The 14,742-nt window shown below is 55.3% G+C and carries 13 protein-coding genes and 2 pseudogenes; 6 read left to right on the top strand and 9 right to left on the bottom strand.

What is annotated here, in order from left to right; all coding sequences use genetic code 11:
* Nucleotides 1-102 precede the first annotated feature (102 nt).
* Together PMI21_RS24855 and PMI21_RS24860 are read right to left on the bottom strand one after the other, a co-directional pair.
* Entirely contained in the window at nucleotides 103-855 is a 753-nt protein-coding gene (locus PMI21_RS24855; protein ID WP_007934165.1) for an SDR family NAD(P)-dependent oxidoreductase, read from the bottom strand.
* A gap of 12 nt (nucleotides 856-867) precedes the next feature.
* A complete protein-coding gene (locus tag PMI21_RS24860) occupies nucleotides 868-1,155 on the bottom strand; it encodes an SDR family oxidoreductase (RefSeq protein WP_007934163.1) in 288 nt (95 codons plus the stop codon).
* Between the two features lie 375 nt (nucleotides 1,156-1,530).
* On the opposite strand from PMI21_RS24860, the gene PMI21_RS24865 reads away from it, so the two are divergent.
* Together PMI21_RS24865 and PMI21_RS24870 are read left to right on the top strand one after the other, a co-directional pair.
* Complete coding sequence (locus PMI21_RS24865; RefSeq protein ID WP_007934160.1) at nucleotides 1,531-2,238, top strand: TetR/AcrR family transcriptional regulator; 708 nt, start codon at nucleotides 1,531-1,533, stop codon at nucleotides 2,236-2,238.
* Nucleotides 2,228-3,004, top strand: coding sequence for a pyrroline-5-carboxylate reductase family protein (locus PMI21_RS24870; RefSeq protein ID WP_007934158.1), 777 nt, complete (start codon nucleotides 2,228-2,230; stop codon nucleotides 3,002-3,004). Before PMI21_RS24865 ends, PMI21_RS24870 begins: the two co-directional genes overlap by 11 nt.
* 133 nt (nucleotides 3,005-3,137) lie before the next feature.
* Here the strand turns inward: PMI21_RS24870 and PMI21_RS24875 are convergent, their stop codons facing one another.
* Nucleotides 3,138-5,174 carry an NADH:flavin oxidoreductase gene (locus PMI21_RS24875; protein WP_007934147.1) on the bottom strand — a complete coding sequence of 679 codons (2,037 nt, stop codon included), beginning with the start codon at nucleotides 5,172-5,174 and terminating at the stop codon, nucleotides 3,138-3,140.
* 315 nt (nucleotides 5,175-5,489) lie between these two features.
* Between PMI21_RS24875 and PMI21_RS24880 the strand changes: the two genes are divergently transcribed.
* On the top strand, nucleotides 5,490-6,479 hold the full coding sequence (locus tag PMI21_RS24880) for an isopenicillin N synthase family dioxygenase (RefSeq protein WP_007934146.1): 990 nt from the start codon (nucleotides 5,490-5,492) through the stop codon (nucleotides 6,477-6,479).
* 178 nt (nucleotides 6,480-6,657) lie between these two features.
* Here the strand turns inward: PMI21_RS24880 and PMI21_RS29420 are convergent.
* A pseudogene (locus PMI21_RS29420) lies at nucleotides 6,658-6,783 on the bottom strand (LLM class flavin-dependent oxidoreductase); the annotation flags it as partial.
* Between the two features lie 244 nt (nucleotides 6,784-7,027).
* Nucleotides 7,028-7,969 (bottom strand): LysR substrate-binding domain-containing protein, encoded by a 942-nt coding sequence (locus PMI21_RS24885; protein ID WP_007934145.1) that lies wholly within the window; start codon nucleotides 7,967-7,969, stop codon nucleotides 7,028-7,030.
* 393 nt (nucleotides 7,970-8,362) lie between these two features.
* Here PMI21_RS24885 and PMI21_RS24890 point away from each other — a divergent pair.
* From PMI21_RS24890 to PMI21_RS24900, 3 genes and pseudogenes are all read left to right on the top strand, one after another.
* Nucleotides 8,363-9,394: pseudogene (locus tag PMI21_RS24890) on the top strand (ABC transporter substrate-binding protein).
* A 37-nt stretch (nucleotides 9,395-9,431) separates the two neighbouring features.
* Nucleotides 9,432-10,391, top strand: coding sequence for a fatty acid desaturase (locus PMI21_RS24895; RefSeq protein WP_007934143.1), 960 nt, complete (start codon nucleotides 9,432-9,434; stop codon nucleotides 10,389-10,391).
* Complete coding sequence (locus PMI21_RS24900; RefSeq protein ID WP_007934142.1) at nucleotides 10,384-11,181, top strand: phosphate/phosphite/phosphonate ABC transporter substrate-binding protein; 798 nt, start codon at nucleotides 10,384-10,386, stop codon at nucleotides 11,179-11,181. Before PMI21_RS24895 ends, PMI21_RS24900 begins: the two co-directional genes overlap by 8 nt.
* A gap of 127 nt (nucleotides 11,182-11,308) precedes the next feature.
* On the opposite strand, the gene PMI21_RS24905 is transcribed toward PMI21_RS24900, so the two are convergent.
* The 4 genes from PMI21_RS24905 to PMI21_RS24920 form a co-directional block, all read right to left on the bottom strand.
* A complete protein-coding gene (locus PMI21_RS24905) occupies nucleotides 11,309-12,100 on the bottom strand; it encodes an ABC transporter ATP-binding protein (protein ID WP_007934141.1) in 792 nt (263 codons plus the stop codon).
* Nucleotides 12,101-12,118: 18 nt separating this feature from the next.
* A complete protein-coding gene (locus PMI21_RS24910; RefSeq protein WP_007934140.1) occupies nucleotides 12,119-12,856 on the bottom strand; it encodes an ABC transporter permease in 738 nt (245 codons plus the stop codon).
* Between the two features lie 21 nt (nucleotides 12,857-12,877).
* Nucleotides 12,878-13,549 carry an ABC transporter permease gene (locus PMI21_RS24915; RefSeq protein ID WP_274517585.1) on the bottom strand — a complete coding sequence of 224 codons (672 nt, stop codon included), beginning with the start codon at nucleotides 13,547-13,549 and terminating at the stop codon, nucleotides 12,878-12,880.
* 110 nt (nucleotides 13,550-13,659) lie between these two features.
* Nucleotides 13,660-14,424: a transporter substrate-binding domain-containing protein gene (locus PMI21_RS24920; protein ID WP_202948781.1), complete on the bottom strand. Its 765-nt coding sequence runs from the start codon at nucleotides 14,422-14,424 to the stop codon at nucleotides 13,660-13,662.
* Between the last annotated feature and the right edge of the window lie 318 nt (nucleotides 14,425-14,742).

Below are 14,742 nucleotides of genomic sequence, written 5' to 3'. Positions count from 1 at the left end.
GTCTGGAAGAAGTGGCTGCTGCCGTTACGTTTCTGGCCTCACTCGAGCCCTGCAACGGAGGTGGGTGAGTGGCTCCCTCCGTTGCAAGTCGGGCTGATTCGATCAAAACGGCAGTGGCAGTTTCGCCGTGCGCCCCCCATCCACCACCAGCACCTGCCCGGTGATGAAGGCCGATGATTCGCAGGCCAGGAAGACAACTGCTCCGCCAACATCCGTCGGCAATCCGGTACGTCCGACCGGGTGAAGGCGCAGGAGCGCCTGGCGCGCTGCACGGGGATCAGCCTGAGCGGCCAGGTAAGCATCACTCAACTCGGAATTGATCCACCCTGGAGCAATGGCATTGCAGCGGATGCCGTCTCGGCCGAGATCGACTGCCAAGGCGCGGGTCAGCCCATGGATACCTGCCTTGGACGCACAGTACGCGGCGTGTTCAGGGTTGGCGCCGATCCCTTCGATCGACCCGATGTTGATGATGCTGCCACCGCCTCGCTGACGCATCTGGGGTACTAACGCCTTGCACAAGAACGCCGGCGCCCGCAGATTGACAGCCATCATGCGATCCCAGTCCTGCTCGGTCATTTCCTCTATGGACTTCTCGAACATGAACCCGGCGTTGTTAACCAAGACATCGACTCCACCAAGCTGCTCCTGGGCGAAGTGGGCAATCAAATTGGGTGACTCTATCGAGGCGAGATCAGCCTCGACGAAATAGACTTGAGGGTGATCTCGCAAGTCGTCCAGTGCCTGGCGTTGAGCGATCAACACAGAAGCTCCCGCCTCAAGCAATTGTTCGGTGATGCCTCGGCCAATTCCTCTGCCGCCCCCGGTCACCACTACATTTTTACCTTTGAGCATCGCTGCCTCTCCTTAGCCGGATACCGGCTTGGCGCCTGTGACTTCTACCGTCTCACCGGCGATGTACCTGGCCTCGTCGGACGCCAGGAATGCGATGACATCCGCAATGTCTTCAGGCTCGGCGATACGGCCTAATGGCACGCTCTTGTTCAGTTCTTGCACGGCCTTGTCCGGATCCAGGCCGCGACGTTCAAAGCCACTGCGTATCATCGGAGTATTGATTTCGTGCGGGCAGACGGCATTGACCCGGATGCCCAGAGGGACGCAAGGAGTTTTGGCGAAGCCATTATTAAGTTTCAATGGATTGCAGCGTCCAACAATTTTTTTACCTGGCCAAAGATAACGTGGCGTTATCCAAAACTTCTGACTCGAGCGTTTTACAGTCCGCAACACTGGTCAAGAAAAGAGGCTGGTTTTTATATTTGCAAGTCACGCAAATCATTTATAAGCAGTATCTTTAATCCGAGTTCATCTCTAATGACGTGGCGCATGAAGTACTTTGTGCTCCGCGTTTTTTTGTGTGAAGCCCGCGCTTTTTCGACCAGTGAATCGATTCGGATCGATGGATGGCGTGAGCATGCGTCTCGAAAATGTACGCCCATGTACATGCCGTGTACGCTACAGGTCCTGGGGGTGTAGAGTGACGGAGAATTTTCAAAGAAAGGTGCAACCCGAATGTCACAGACAGGAAGGGCGAAAACCAAAGCGCAGGACGCAGGCTGGCGAGGCTCCGTCGATGTTTGGCTGGACGCGGCCTACGATGCTCTTAAAGAGTCGGGTGTGGATGCTGTGCGGGTGATGCCGCTGGCCAAACGCTTGAATTTGTCTCGTACCAGCTTCTACTGGTTCTATGAAGATCGAGAACAGCTGCTTGCGGCACTCCTGGCTCGATGGCGGGACAAGAACACCGGCGGTATGGTCAGCCAATGCGAGAGTTACGCAGAAAGTATTTCCGAAGCGATTCTCAACGTCTTCGAGTGCTGGGTGAACCCTGAGCTGTTCGACTCGCAATTCGAATTTGCCGTGCGCAGTTGGGCGCTGCAATCGGACGAGGTCACAGCTGAAATCGCTTTAGCCGATGAAGCACGAATGAATGCTTTGGCCGCCATGTTCCGACGGTTTGGCTACGACGCAGAGGGGGCCGATGTCCGGGCCAGGACGATCTACCTCACGCAGATCGGCTACATCTCCATGAAAACCAATGAAGATATCGTCGTTCGATTTCGACGGATTCCTCAGTACGTGAGCGTGTTTACCGGCAAAGTACCGAAGCGGCGCGAGCTGGACCGCTTTTATGGAAAGTTCGGCTACGCAGAAAAAGAGCCCGGGGTTTTCGTTCCCTTGGTCGAAACATTCGAGGAGTCCGCTGCCGATGGAGAGTAGAAATCTGGGCATCATCGGCGGCACCGGCTGGTTAGGGCGTGCAATCGCCGAGGCGCTCCTTGATAGCGGTTTCATCAAGCCTGACCATTTGTTGATCTCGAACCGCTCCGGCGTCAGTACCTTCGGGCCAGGCGTGAGACTGCTGGCCGACAACCAGCAGTTGGTGGACCTCAGCGATATTGTAGTGCTGTCCATCCGGCCGGAGCAGTTTCGTGAACTGCAGATCAACGCCAGCGGCAAGCTGGTGATTTCCCTGATGGCTGGAGTTCCGGCGGCAGCCATCAACGCTGCCACCGGTGCGGATGTCGTGGTGCGGGCCATGCCGAATGCGGCTGTGGAAATCAGGCAATCGTTCACGCCCTGGTACAGTGCCGGAAACCTTCCAGAGCACGACCGCCAATGGGTGCAGCGACTGTTCGAGCGCGTCGGTTCGGCGGACGAAGTGCCTGATGAGGACTGCATTGATTACCTCAGCGCGTTATCCGGGACTGGGCCAGCCTTCCCGGCGATGCTGCAAATGGCGCTGACTAATCAGGCGGTGGCTGCGGGAATTCCCCTTGCAATCGCGCAGCGCGCTGCACAAGGCGTGGTGGTGGGAGGCGGCCAGATGCTTGCCAGCCGCGATCCGCGGCAAATGATTGAGTCGTTGATGGCTTACCGTGGCGTGACGGCTGCAGCACTGCAGTCGATGGCCGATCAAAACATCGAGTCCATTGTGGGGAAGGCGGTAAAGGCAGGCGCTGAAGTGGCGCGGCGGGGAATGTAACCGGGGCAGGAATATGCAGTGAAGGCCCGTCGAAGGGCCTTCACTGCAGAAGTCGCAAGACGGTTGCGATTATTCGGCCTTGAAGCAAAAAACAGACATTTTGATTTCCTTTGGGGTGTGATGCGGGGCGGATTCAGATTTCTTTCATCAGGCGCAAAGCGTCATAGATGGCCGCATGGGTGTTGCGAGCAGACACCGCGTCGCCGATCCGGAACAGCTGGAAGCGTCCCTCGGGATTGGTGACGATGTTCTGTGCCGTGCCGGCGATCAGGTCATGCTGTTCTACCGCGCCGCCATTGGTGGAGAGAGGACGCAGGTCGAAGTACAAGTCGTCCAGGGGAAGGGTGCCGTGGTTGACGACCACTTGATCGACCACGCGCTGCTTGTGGACCTGTCCGTAATCGCTGCCAAAGGTTGCAACGAGCCCGCCATCACGTTTTTCCACTGTATCGACCCGATAGGTGACGGTGAAGGTGACGTCCAGGTCCTGCAGGCTGCGCATGTAGGGCACCAGGTTCATGGCCATGACTTCAGGTGCAAACGAGCGGTCAGGGGTGACGATCTCCACGGTCGCACCGCTTTGCGCGATGACCTCGGCAGCCTGCAGGGCAGCATGATCCCCGGCATCGTCGAAGATCAGTACGTTGCGACCGGGCTTGATATCACCGGAAATGATGTCCCAGGTTGAAATCACGAGTTCGTTGCCTTCGCGGAGCACCTCGGTATCAGGGAGGCCGCCGGTCGCCACGATGACCACGTCTGGCTCGAAGGCTTGCACGGTGTCGGCTTCGGCCCAGGTATTGAAGTGAAACTTCACCCCCAGTCGTTCGCATTGCGCCATGCGCCAATCGATGATGCTGATCATCTCGCGACGACGCTCGCTCAACGCAGTCAGACGAATCTGCCCGCCAGGTTGGTCAGCCGCCTCAAGCACCGTGACATCATGGCCGCGCTCACCGGCGACCCGCGCCGCTTCCAGCCCCGCAGGGCCGGTACCGACCACCAGCACCTTGCGCTTGACGGCGGCTTTGGGAATGTCGTGAGGCATGGTGGTTTCCCGCCCCGTCGCTGCGTTGTGGATGCAGTAGGCCGCGCCACCCTGGTAGATGCGATCCAGGCAGTAGTTGGCGCCCACGCACGGGCGAATGTCTTCTTCGCGCTTCTCGATGATTTTGCGCACGATGTGCGGATCGGTCATGTGCGCGCGAGTCATGCCCACCATGTCCACTTTGCCCGAGGCGATCGCGTAGCGCGCGGTGGCGACATCAGGAATCTTCGCCGCGTGGAAGGTCGGGAAGCCAGTTGAGGAGCGGATCTCGCCAGCGAAGTCGAGATGGGGTGAGTTGCGCATACCCTGGATCGGGATGACGTCGGTCAGACCGGCGTCCGTATCGATGTGACCGCGCACGACGTTCAGGAAGTCGACCAGTCCGCTGTCCTTGAGCATGTGGGAAACCTGCATGCCCTCGCTGGCATTGAAGCCACCGGGCAGTTCTTCATCACCGGTGTAGCGAACCCCGAGCAGAAAATCTTCGCCGACCCGCTGGCGGATGCCACGCAAGATGTCGAAGGTAAAGCGCATGCGGTTTTCCAGCGAACCGCCGTAAGGGCCGTCGAGGTGATTGGTCAACGGCGACCAGAACTGGTCCATCAAATGCCCATAAGCCTGAAGCTCCAGACCATCGAGACCTGCCGCCTTCATACGCTCCGCGGCGTCTACATAGTCCTTGATGATTCGCTCAATATCCCATTCCTCCATTTTTTTCGGGAAGGAGCGATGTGAAGCCTCGCGACGGTGTGACGGCGACACCACCGGTAACCAATCGGCCTTGTCCCAGCGGGTACGGCGGCCCAGATGAGTCAACTGGATCATCACCGCCGCACCGTGTTCGTGGCATTCATCGGTCAGATCCTTCAACCACCCGACCACTTCGTCCTTGTAGGCGAGCACGTTGTTGAACACCGGCGGGCTGTCTCGGGATACGGCAGCGGACCCGGCAGTCATGGTCAGGGCGACACCGGCTTTTGCGCGCTCCACGTGGTAGGCGCGATAGAGGTCCTTGGGCATGCCGTCCACAGGGTAGGCCGGTTCATGGGAGGTGGTCATGATCCGGTTTCTGAGGGTCAGATTCTTGATTTTATAGGGTTGCAGCAAGGGATCACTGGACATCGTGGTGCGCTCCAACGTGGGCTTCATCAGGCTTGGTGACTTGAAATTAGGATAAATGTACACATATGTCAATCGTTCGTGACACAGGTGTACATTTTGCTTGCGTGATGAAAAACCCAGGATTAACATCCGTCAAAACAAGGACTGGTTTGGCTCGTCCGCGCCTGTCATCCATCGCATCGATTGATCAGTGTCCGGGACGAAAAGTGGGTGTTAAAGGTGACGTATCAGGTGTGATTTCAGTGGGATTAAAGAGGGCGCCGCCGTGCTTTCTGAATCCTCTGCCTTATTGACATATTGGAAAGGAGAGCAAGCGTGACAGAGTTATTTGATATTCGTTTGGCTAGCAAACAAACAGCGTTCACTGAAATTCCGGTCATAGATATATCGCCGCTCATCAACGGCGAAAATCCGCTGCAGGTGGCAAGCCAAATAGGTGATGCCTGCGAAAAGGTGGGTTTTTTTTATATAAAGAATCATGGTGTTGAGCAGCAGTTGATAGATGAGATGTACGCGCTTTCCAAGGGGTTTTTTAAACTTCCCTATGAGGAGAAGAACAAACTCAATGTCGTAAACTCCGGGCTTACGTTACGTGGTTATATACCGATGTATGCGGAAAACGTAGACCCTGCCAATACCCGCGATTTCAAAGAGTGTTTTGATTACGGAGCTCATTACGATGAGGTTTCTCCATTTTTTGGCCCTAATCAAATGCCGTCCGCACTGCCGCAATTCGAAAAGGTTGCCGACGCTTATCATTGCGCTGTATTGGCGCTGGCGAGAACGCTCATCGGCGGGATCTCACTGAGTTTGGGTTTACCACAAGATTACTTTGAACATCTTCAGCGCAAGCCCATCACTATTCAGCGCATTTTGCGTTACCCACCCCAGATCGGAAGGATCTCCCAAGAGGAGATCGGTATTGGGGCCCACACGGACTATGGATTCCTGACTGTCCTGTCCCAAGACGCAGTTGGCGGCTTGCAAGTCAGGAATCGTGCGGGGGAGTGGGTTACTGCCCCACCCGTAGAAGGTACTTTTATCGTCAATATTGGTGACTTGGTTCAAACCCTCACCAACGATCGCTACACTTCGACAATGCATCGTGTCATCAATACTAGCGGTCTGGAGCGTTACTCAATACCTTTCTTTATTGATTTGGATTTCGATGCGGTTGTTGAGCCTGTGCCAACCTGCGTGAGTGAGGCTTTGCCCGCGAAGTATGAAGCGTACACTTGCGGTAAACACAAATTTAAGCGTTTCGTTGATAGCTATGCGCATCTGAAAGAAATCGAGACGGCATGATCGCTCTTCCGGTAGTGAAAATGCCTGATTTAAGTATTCTTTGAGTTATTGTTGGGGTTATAAAACTCAGCTAGGTTACGAGCAACTACAACCATTGAGATCTGACGCGACAGCAAAACGCCGGCATGAGCCGGCGTTTTGCTTATCAGGGTTTTATCGCAAAGCCTGACGGGTGGACTCAGCGAAACGCCGGTACCACCTGCTTGATGAACAGCTCCAGGGATTTTTTCTTCTCCGCATGAGGCAGGCTGTTATCGCACCAGAAGCTGAATTCGTCGACGCCCAGTTCCTGGTAGTACTTGATGACCTGATGGCGGTGCGTGGCGACCTGAAGTCGAGATTGGCGATGTCGAATTGGTTGCCGTGCAGAAATTGATCATCCGCGGTCGCGCTCTTTTAAGGGGGAGGGTGATCACGACTCGCAGCCTGACGTGTCATCGATGCAGTCCCTGACAGATCAACTACAGGAATCGCCGTCGGGTTGCTCGACAGGCAGATTGGAAAAGTAGTTGTAGCCCGGCAGCACTCTGCGGTGCTGCCTGGTTTGCTCAGGACTTCGGAGGGATAGGTGAGCAGGTATGTATTGTGGCTGCTTGAAGCCACTCGCGTAGCGCACGAACTTTCGGTAGTTGGGCACGTTGAGTCGGATAAATCAGGTAGTAAGAGATACCTTGTTCGAGTTCGATATCGAACGGCGCAACAAGCACCCCGTCGTTCAGGCTTTCGCGTACCAGGTTCAAATCACCCAGGGCGACGCCTTGTCCGCGGGTCGCTGCGGATAAAGCGAGCTCCAGGGTGTCGAACGATTGTCCTCGGTGAGCAGCTATTCCATCCACTTCGGCCGCCTCCAGCCATCGGCTCCAGCCCTGTACCGGAATACAATGCAATAGGGGCAGATGCCTCAGATCGGCAGGTTCGGTCAGGAACTTCGCCAGTTCTGGTGAGCAGACTGGCGTTAACCGCTCCTGCATCAGAGGAATGACTTCGACATCCTTCCAGTCACCCCGCCCCTGAATGATCGCAGCATCAATGTCACTGTCTTCGAAGCGTGGCTCCCAGGCGTCGTAGGTGGTTACCCGTACGTCCATATCCGGCATCACGGTACGTAGTCCCGGTAGCAACGGTAGAAACCAGCGCGTCGCCAGGGTGGGAGGCATGCGTAAGGTCAGTACCTGGCCTGCGTTGCGCAGGCTGTTGCACATGTTGGTCAGTCGCGCGAATGCGTCATCAACCACTGGCAGCAATGCTTTAGCTTCAGGAGACAGACGAAGGCCGGTCTTATGGCGAATGAAGAGTGTTACCCCCAGGTATTCCTCCAACTGTTGAACCTGGCGGCTGATGGCGCTTTGAGTGACGAAAAGCTCCTTGGCGGCACGACTGAACGTGCCGCAGCGAGCTGCCGCGGCGAACACTTCCAACGCATGCAAGGGTGGCAAGCGACGGCTGAAGTTAGGGCTGACTAATACATGATCTGAAAGCATGGATTGCATGAGAATTTACCGTATTTACTCCCGTATTTATAGAGTTTAACCTGTTCGTGCCTGTATATACATCGGGGGTAAATAATTAACTCTGTAAGCAATAGCTGATTTCAAATGACGCTGTACGCGGAGAAATCGCCAACTTGGTGCAAGTTTCCTCCCGTCGCCCCAAGAAAGGTCGCTGAGTTTGGTTTTGGCAAAAATAACCATCTAACACATCATTTTAGTTACTTATAAGGCACGTGCCTAAAATCTGCCCTGTTTTTGCTGATCAAGAAGCATGGTCATGCATGTGCAAGTGTGCATGTAAGACTCCAATCCACAGCAGGCGAGTAGCTGAAGTGCAAGTGCGCATATACGGCTCATTCGGAATTCATCGTATTTCATATAAAGGAGTACTGCATGTCTATATCTCGTATTGCTTTCGCCAGCCTGGTGTTGCTGGTTGCTCTGACAAGCCGGATATCTTTCGCCGCCAATAGCGTCAACTGTCCCTATCCAAAACCGGTGATATTTGCTGGCTTGAATTGGGAAAGCGGAATGTTTACCACTGAGGTGCTGCGTTATTTGTTGGAAAAGGGTTATGGCTGTCAGACCGATGCTTTACCAGGTAATACCATCACTATGGAAAATGCCCTGCGGCATAACGACATTCAGGTTTCGGCCGAACAATGGGCTGGGCGTAGCCCGGTCTGGCGTGATGCAGAAAAAAACGGTGAAGTATTTTCTGTCGGAGAGACTGTTCAGGGAGCAACCGAGGGGTGGTGGGTGCCGGAATACGTCGTCAAGGGCGACCCCGAACACGGCATCGAGCCGATGGCGCCGGAACTCAAGTCTGTAGCCGATCTGCCGCGCTATAAGACATTGTTCAGCGATCCCGAGGAGCCGTCCAAGGGACGATTCCTCAATTGCCCAAGTGGTTGGACCTGCGAGCTGGTTAACAGCCAGAAGCTTAAAGCTTATGCGCTGCAGGATAGTTTTACCAACTTCCGTACCGGCACCGGTGCGGCACTTGATACCGCGATCAGTTCCGCTATGCGTCAGCGTCAACCGGTACTGTTTTACTACTGGTCACCGACTCCGCTGATGGGACGTTTCAAGTTGATCAAACTTGAGGAGCCCCCTTTCAGTGAGGCTTCTTGGGCAACTTTGTCGGACCAGAACAACGAACATCCCATCGGCGGGAGTTCATTGCCGACCAAGCTAACTATCGGCGTATCTCGATCTCTGAACGAGTAAGCTCCTCAATTAATCAGCTTGTTTGAAAAGGTCCAATTGCCCTTGCCAGTGTTCAACCAGATTCTTGCCGAAATGAGTGTCGGTCGTATGAGGGTGGAGCAAGTCAGAACGAAGTTCTTACGTGAACACCGTGAAATTTGGGTCCAGTGGGTGCCGCCAGAAGTCGCCAAGCGTATCGATGAGTCTTTGCTTTGAAGGATAGATGCATGCAAATTGAACGGAGAGATTTTTAATGAATCATTACCTCAGTGCTCGACAGAAGCGCTTCGTTTCCAAGTTACACAAGTCCGGGGTCGCGCGAGGCGAATGGCCGACCTGGCTATTGATTTGTATGGTGTATGGCGGTTGGCTGCTACTGGTCCTCCAATATGAAAGACTTGGCGCATTAGTGACGCTGCCGTTGCTGGCCTTGGTGAGCGGTCTTTACATGTCATTGCAACACGAGTTGATTCACGGTCACCCAACTCGCTGGCCCATGATTAATGCGCTGATTGGTACGCCTCCCTTGGCTATCTGGTTCCCCTTCGCGTTGTACCGCGATAGCCATCTCAAGCATCACGAAGAAGACAGCTTGACAGTGCCGGGCATCGACCCCGAAAGCCGTTATGTCACTCACCAACAATGGCAGGAGGCCGGTGTTTTACGACGTCTGATGTTGCGGGCTGAAAAGACCTTGTTGGTACGTCTGATACTAGGGCCTTTGCGGGTAATTGTAGAATTGGCAATGCGCAAGGTACCTCGCTTGCTGCGGGGTGAGGCCGAGGCATGGAAACGATGGGGGCCACATCTGGCGCTTTGCGGGTTCTTATTGGGCGCATTGCAATACTATTGTGGTATTCCCGCTTGGTTGTACCTGCTGGCGGTCGCCTATCCGGCGCTGTCATTGAGCATGTTGCGCTCGTTCCACGAGCATCGGCCGGCGGTCGAGCCGGCGCAACGCTGTGTGATCAACGAAGCATCCTGGCCGTTTCGCCTGCTGTTTCTCAATAACAATCTGCATCTGGTTCATCACGATCTGCCAGGGCTGCCCTGGTACCTATTGCCGCGAGTATATCGAGCTAATCGACGAGCCTATCGCCAGCGTAGTGGTAATTTCGTCTTCGACGGCTATGTGCCATTGATGCAGCGCTATGGCATCACCCCGATTGACGAGCCACAGCATCCATTTGTGGTTGGAGGCCGTCATGAGTAATGTTTCGGTGGTTGCCGGATTGTCGATGTACACTGAGCCCGGATTGGTTGTGCAAGCCAGTGCTCGTTTGACAGAACGTGTAGTGGCTCGTTTAGGGCGAGAATTGCAATCCTCGCAACCGGTCGACTTGATGCAACAATGGCTAAATCCCCAACTCTTGTTCGCACAGACCTGTGGCTACCCGCTGATGCATAGCCTCAACGGAAAAGTTCAACTGATCGCAACGCCTTGTTACGACTTGCCGGGTTGCCAGGATAATCTACATTGCAGTTGGCTGATAGTTCGTGACGACGACCCTCGACAATCGCTGCCTGAGTTTCATGGTAGTGTTGCAGCGCTGAACGGGTATGACTCCAACAGTGGTATGAATTTGTTCCGCTATAAGGTCGCTCCATTTAGTCGCGATGGAAGATTCTTCCGTGAGGTATTGCTGAGTGGTGCCCATGTTCTTAGTTTGGACATGGTCGCTCAAGGGGTGGCGGACCTGGCCTGCATTGATGCTGTCACCTTTGGTTACTTACAACTTCATGAGCCAAGTCGCCTTCGGGGGGTACGTATTCTCGAAGCCACTGCAAGTAGCCCTGCATTGCCGCTGATCGGAGCCATTACGACAACGAATGATCTTCGCTTATCTATTATTGATGCCTTCAATGCGTGTCTGATAGAGACGCCTCTGTTATCTCAAATTCTGGCTCTAAAAGGCTTTGTCAGGTCCAGTATTGAGGATTACCAACGGGTGCTCGACTACCAGCAGAGCGCGCGTGAACTAGGTTACTCGACACTCGCTTGATTTGACTTGTTTCCAGTCAACAAAAAATAACCCAGTTGGGTAACTGGGTTGTTTTAGTGATTGCCAGTGATGAGACAGTTATTACGGGTATGGTCCCTCCAAGGCCTGCGCGCACCTTGGGCAATACTTACTCGGTACTTCTATCGTTATGGCTAGAGACGAATTGCCGAAAGCGTTCGCTGGGCAAACCTTCGAATAGTTCCGTCGGCGTACCCTGCACATCGATCAGGCCGCTATGCATGAACACCACCCGATTTGACACGTGTCGGGCAAAGCCCATCTCGTGTGTGACCACAAGCATGGTGCGGCCTTCTTCGGCCAGAGAGCGCATCACCCGCAACACCTCTCCAACGAGTTCTGGGTCAAGTGCCGAAGTCGGTTCGTCGAACAACATGACTTGTGGATTCATCGCCAGCGCGCGTGCTATCGCTACGCGCTGCTGCTGTCCGCCGGACAAGTGCGCGGGGTAATAGTCGCGGCGATCGTACAGGCCGACCTTGTGCAGCAGAGCCTCAGCTTCCTCGATACATTCGGCACGGGAACGTTTGAGAACCCGCATCGGGCCTTCGATGACGTTTTGCAGCACCGTCATGTGCGACCAGAGGTTGAAGCTCTGGAACACCATTCCCAGGCAACTACGCATGCGCTCGACCTGGCGGCTGTTGCTCGGGGTCTGGCGGCCGTCGGCATGCTGCTTCATTTCGATCACTTCACCATTGACGCTGATGATGCCTTGATCGGGCGTTTCCAGAAGGTTGATGCAGCGCAGGAAGGTACTTTTACCGGATCCGCTGGCACCGAGGATCGAGATCACGTCGCCCTTGTGGGCTTCCAGAGAAATGCCCTTGAGGACATGTGCACTGCCGAAGGATTTCTGAATGTTTGTTACCGACAAGGCTGAAGCGGGCTGAGTGCTCATGGCATGCTCCGTATCAAATCAGGAATGGGTAGGCAGCGAGGGGCTGGCTTTTTTGATGACGTCAACTGGTCGCTCACGCAAGTGCGGCGAAAGGCGATACTCGAGCCAGGCGACAGCACGGACGACCAGGAAATTCAGCACCAGGTAGATCAAGGCCGCGCAAATGAACACTTCCATCGTGCGATAGGTGCGCTGGATGATCTGTTGCGCGACGCCAGTGACGTCCCAGACAGTCACCAGGCTGGCCAGCGCCGTGGACTTGACCAGCAAAATCGCCTCGGTGGAGTAGGCCGGCAGGGCCTGGCGCAGGGTAACCGGCGCAATGATCCGGCGCAGCAGTTCCCACGGCGACATGCCGACGGCCTTGCCTGCTTCGATCTGCCCCTGTGGCACGCTGAGCAGCCCACCGCGAATGATTTCGGCGGTGTAACCGGCGGTACACAGGGCCAGTGAAACCACCGCGCAGCCATAGGGTGACCGGAGCAGTACCCAGGCGAAGCTGTCGCGAATGGCCGGGAACTGCCCCAGCCCGTAGTAAATCAGGAACATTTGAATCAGCAGCGGCGTACCGCGAAACAACATGATGTAGAACCGCGCCGGGTAGCTGAAAAACCACCAGCGGCTGACCCGCAGGCTGACAATGCCGACAGACAGGGTCAGGCCGATCACCAATGAGCTGAAAAACAGAGTCAGCGTGGTGGGCAGTGCGGCCAGAAGCTTGAGCATGGTGTCCGCGAGGAACGGAAAATCGATCATAAGTGTCGCTCCCGACTCGAACTAGACTGGGCTGCGCTGCCGCGTACGGCGCACGCGAGCCTCAGCCATGTGGAAAAGGCGACCGGACAGGCCAGTGAGAATGAGGTACACGGTGCCCCCGATGATATAGAACGTAAAATACTGACGCGTCGACCCGGCAGCGACCTGACTGGCACGCATCAATTCCACCAGGCCGATGACTGAAATCAGTGCGGAGTCTTTCAGGCTCATTTGCCAGACATTGCCCAGTCCAGGCAGCGCGAATCGCAGTACTTGGGGCACCAGAATCCGTTTGAAGCGCATTGCACGGGTCATGCCGATGGCCAGTCCGGCTTCCAGTTCGCCCCGCGATACCGCGAGAAAAGCGCCCCGGTAGACTTCAGCCTGATAGGAGCCGGAAATCAGCCCGACCGCCAACGCCCCGACCAGAAAAGGCGGCACGTCGATATAGCCTTCACCGCCGAACCAGTGGCCAACTGCTGTTACCACACTGGCTCCGCCAAAGTAGAACAGGTAGATCACCAGCAACTCGGGAATCCCCCTGAACAGTATCGAATACAGATCTCCCAGCCAGCGCAAACTGCGTTGGCGGGAGAGCTTGGCGGCAGCGACCAGGCTGCCAAATACCGCACCCACCAGCAGCGCTGCCAGGGTCAATATCACGGTCATGCCCGTTGCCTGGAGCAGCGCCATTCCCCAACCTGAGTCACCAAAACTGAGTAGCTGCAAGAGGTTCATAGAGGGTCCCACTTATGAAAAGGGTTAAGCAGCCCGGCAACCTGCACGGTGCCGGGCCATTCGGATCATTGCTTAGGGGTAAGGTCTTCCTTGAACCACTTTTCACTCAGTTTCTTGATCGTGCCGTCAGCCATGGCTTCCTTGAGGGCTGCGTCGAACTTGGCTTTGAGCTCAGGGTCGCTCTGGCGGAAGCCCAGTGCTTCGCCTTCACCCCAGATTGGGCCTTTGATGACCGGACCGGTAAACACCAGTGGTTTGTTCTCAGGCTTGTCCATGACCGAGTTGAAGAAGGTCACGTCATCGAATGCGACGTCGATACGGCCGGCGAGCAGATCGAGAATGGCTTCGGCCGAGCTGCCGTACTCACGAATGGTCGCCACATCCTTGAAGTTCTGATCAATGAATGAGGTGTAAATGGTGCCGGAGGCAATACCAATGGTTTTGCCCTTGAGTGCCTTGCGCAGTTCTTCAACGCCAGCACGTACTTCCTTGGCGTCGGTGCCCAGGGTGATGGCGGCGTCAGCACCGGTTTTTCCCGGCAACAGATCGGCTTTGAGCGCGACGAAACTGGCCGGTGTCTGGGCATAAGGCGTCGAGAAGGCCATGACCTTCTGACGTTCGTCGTTGATGACAATGGCGTCCATCAGCACGTCGAATTTACCAGCATTGAGGCTGGCGATCATCCCGTCCCAGTTCTGTACAACGATGTTGCACTTGAGCTTCATGCGCGGACAGATGACATCCATCAGCTCCGGTTCGAATCCGCCTATTTTTCCACCCGGGAGCGTCAGGTTCCAGGGCTCATAGGCGCCCTCTGTTGCAATATTCACCGAGGTCCACTCTTTGGCCTGCAGTGCCGGAGCACAGGCCAGAACCATTGCACTGAGCGCTACAGAACCCAACCAGCTTGATTTCTTCGACATCTTGATACTTCCTGCCTAATCAATGGAGTGTTGCGAACTGATCCGGCTCAGGCCGAATCTCCAATGTCCGTACGCACAACTATTTGTGCACACAAGACAAAACCTTAAAAACCAACCGTCAGTTAAGCCGGTTAATTCGCACCCATAATGGTTTCAGCCTGGACAGCTTCCCCATCGCCATGTGCCCCTGACCGACAGATCAACCGGTAATCATCGGCAGGTTCA

It is taken from the genome of Pseudomonas sp. GM18 (assembly GCF_000282195.1).
Taxonomy (GTDB): Bacteria; Pseudomonadota; Gammaproteobacteria; order Pseudomonadales; family Pseudomonadaceae; genus Aquipseudomonas.
The sequence above is the reverse complement of the archived record's forward strand: the minus strand, read 5'-3'. Positions and strand labels throughout refer to the sequence as shown.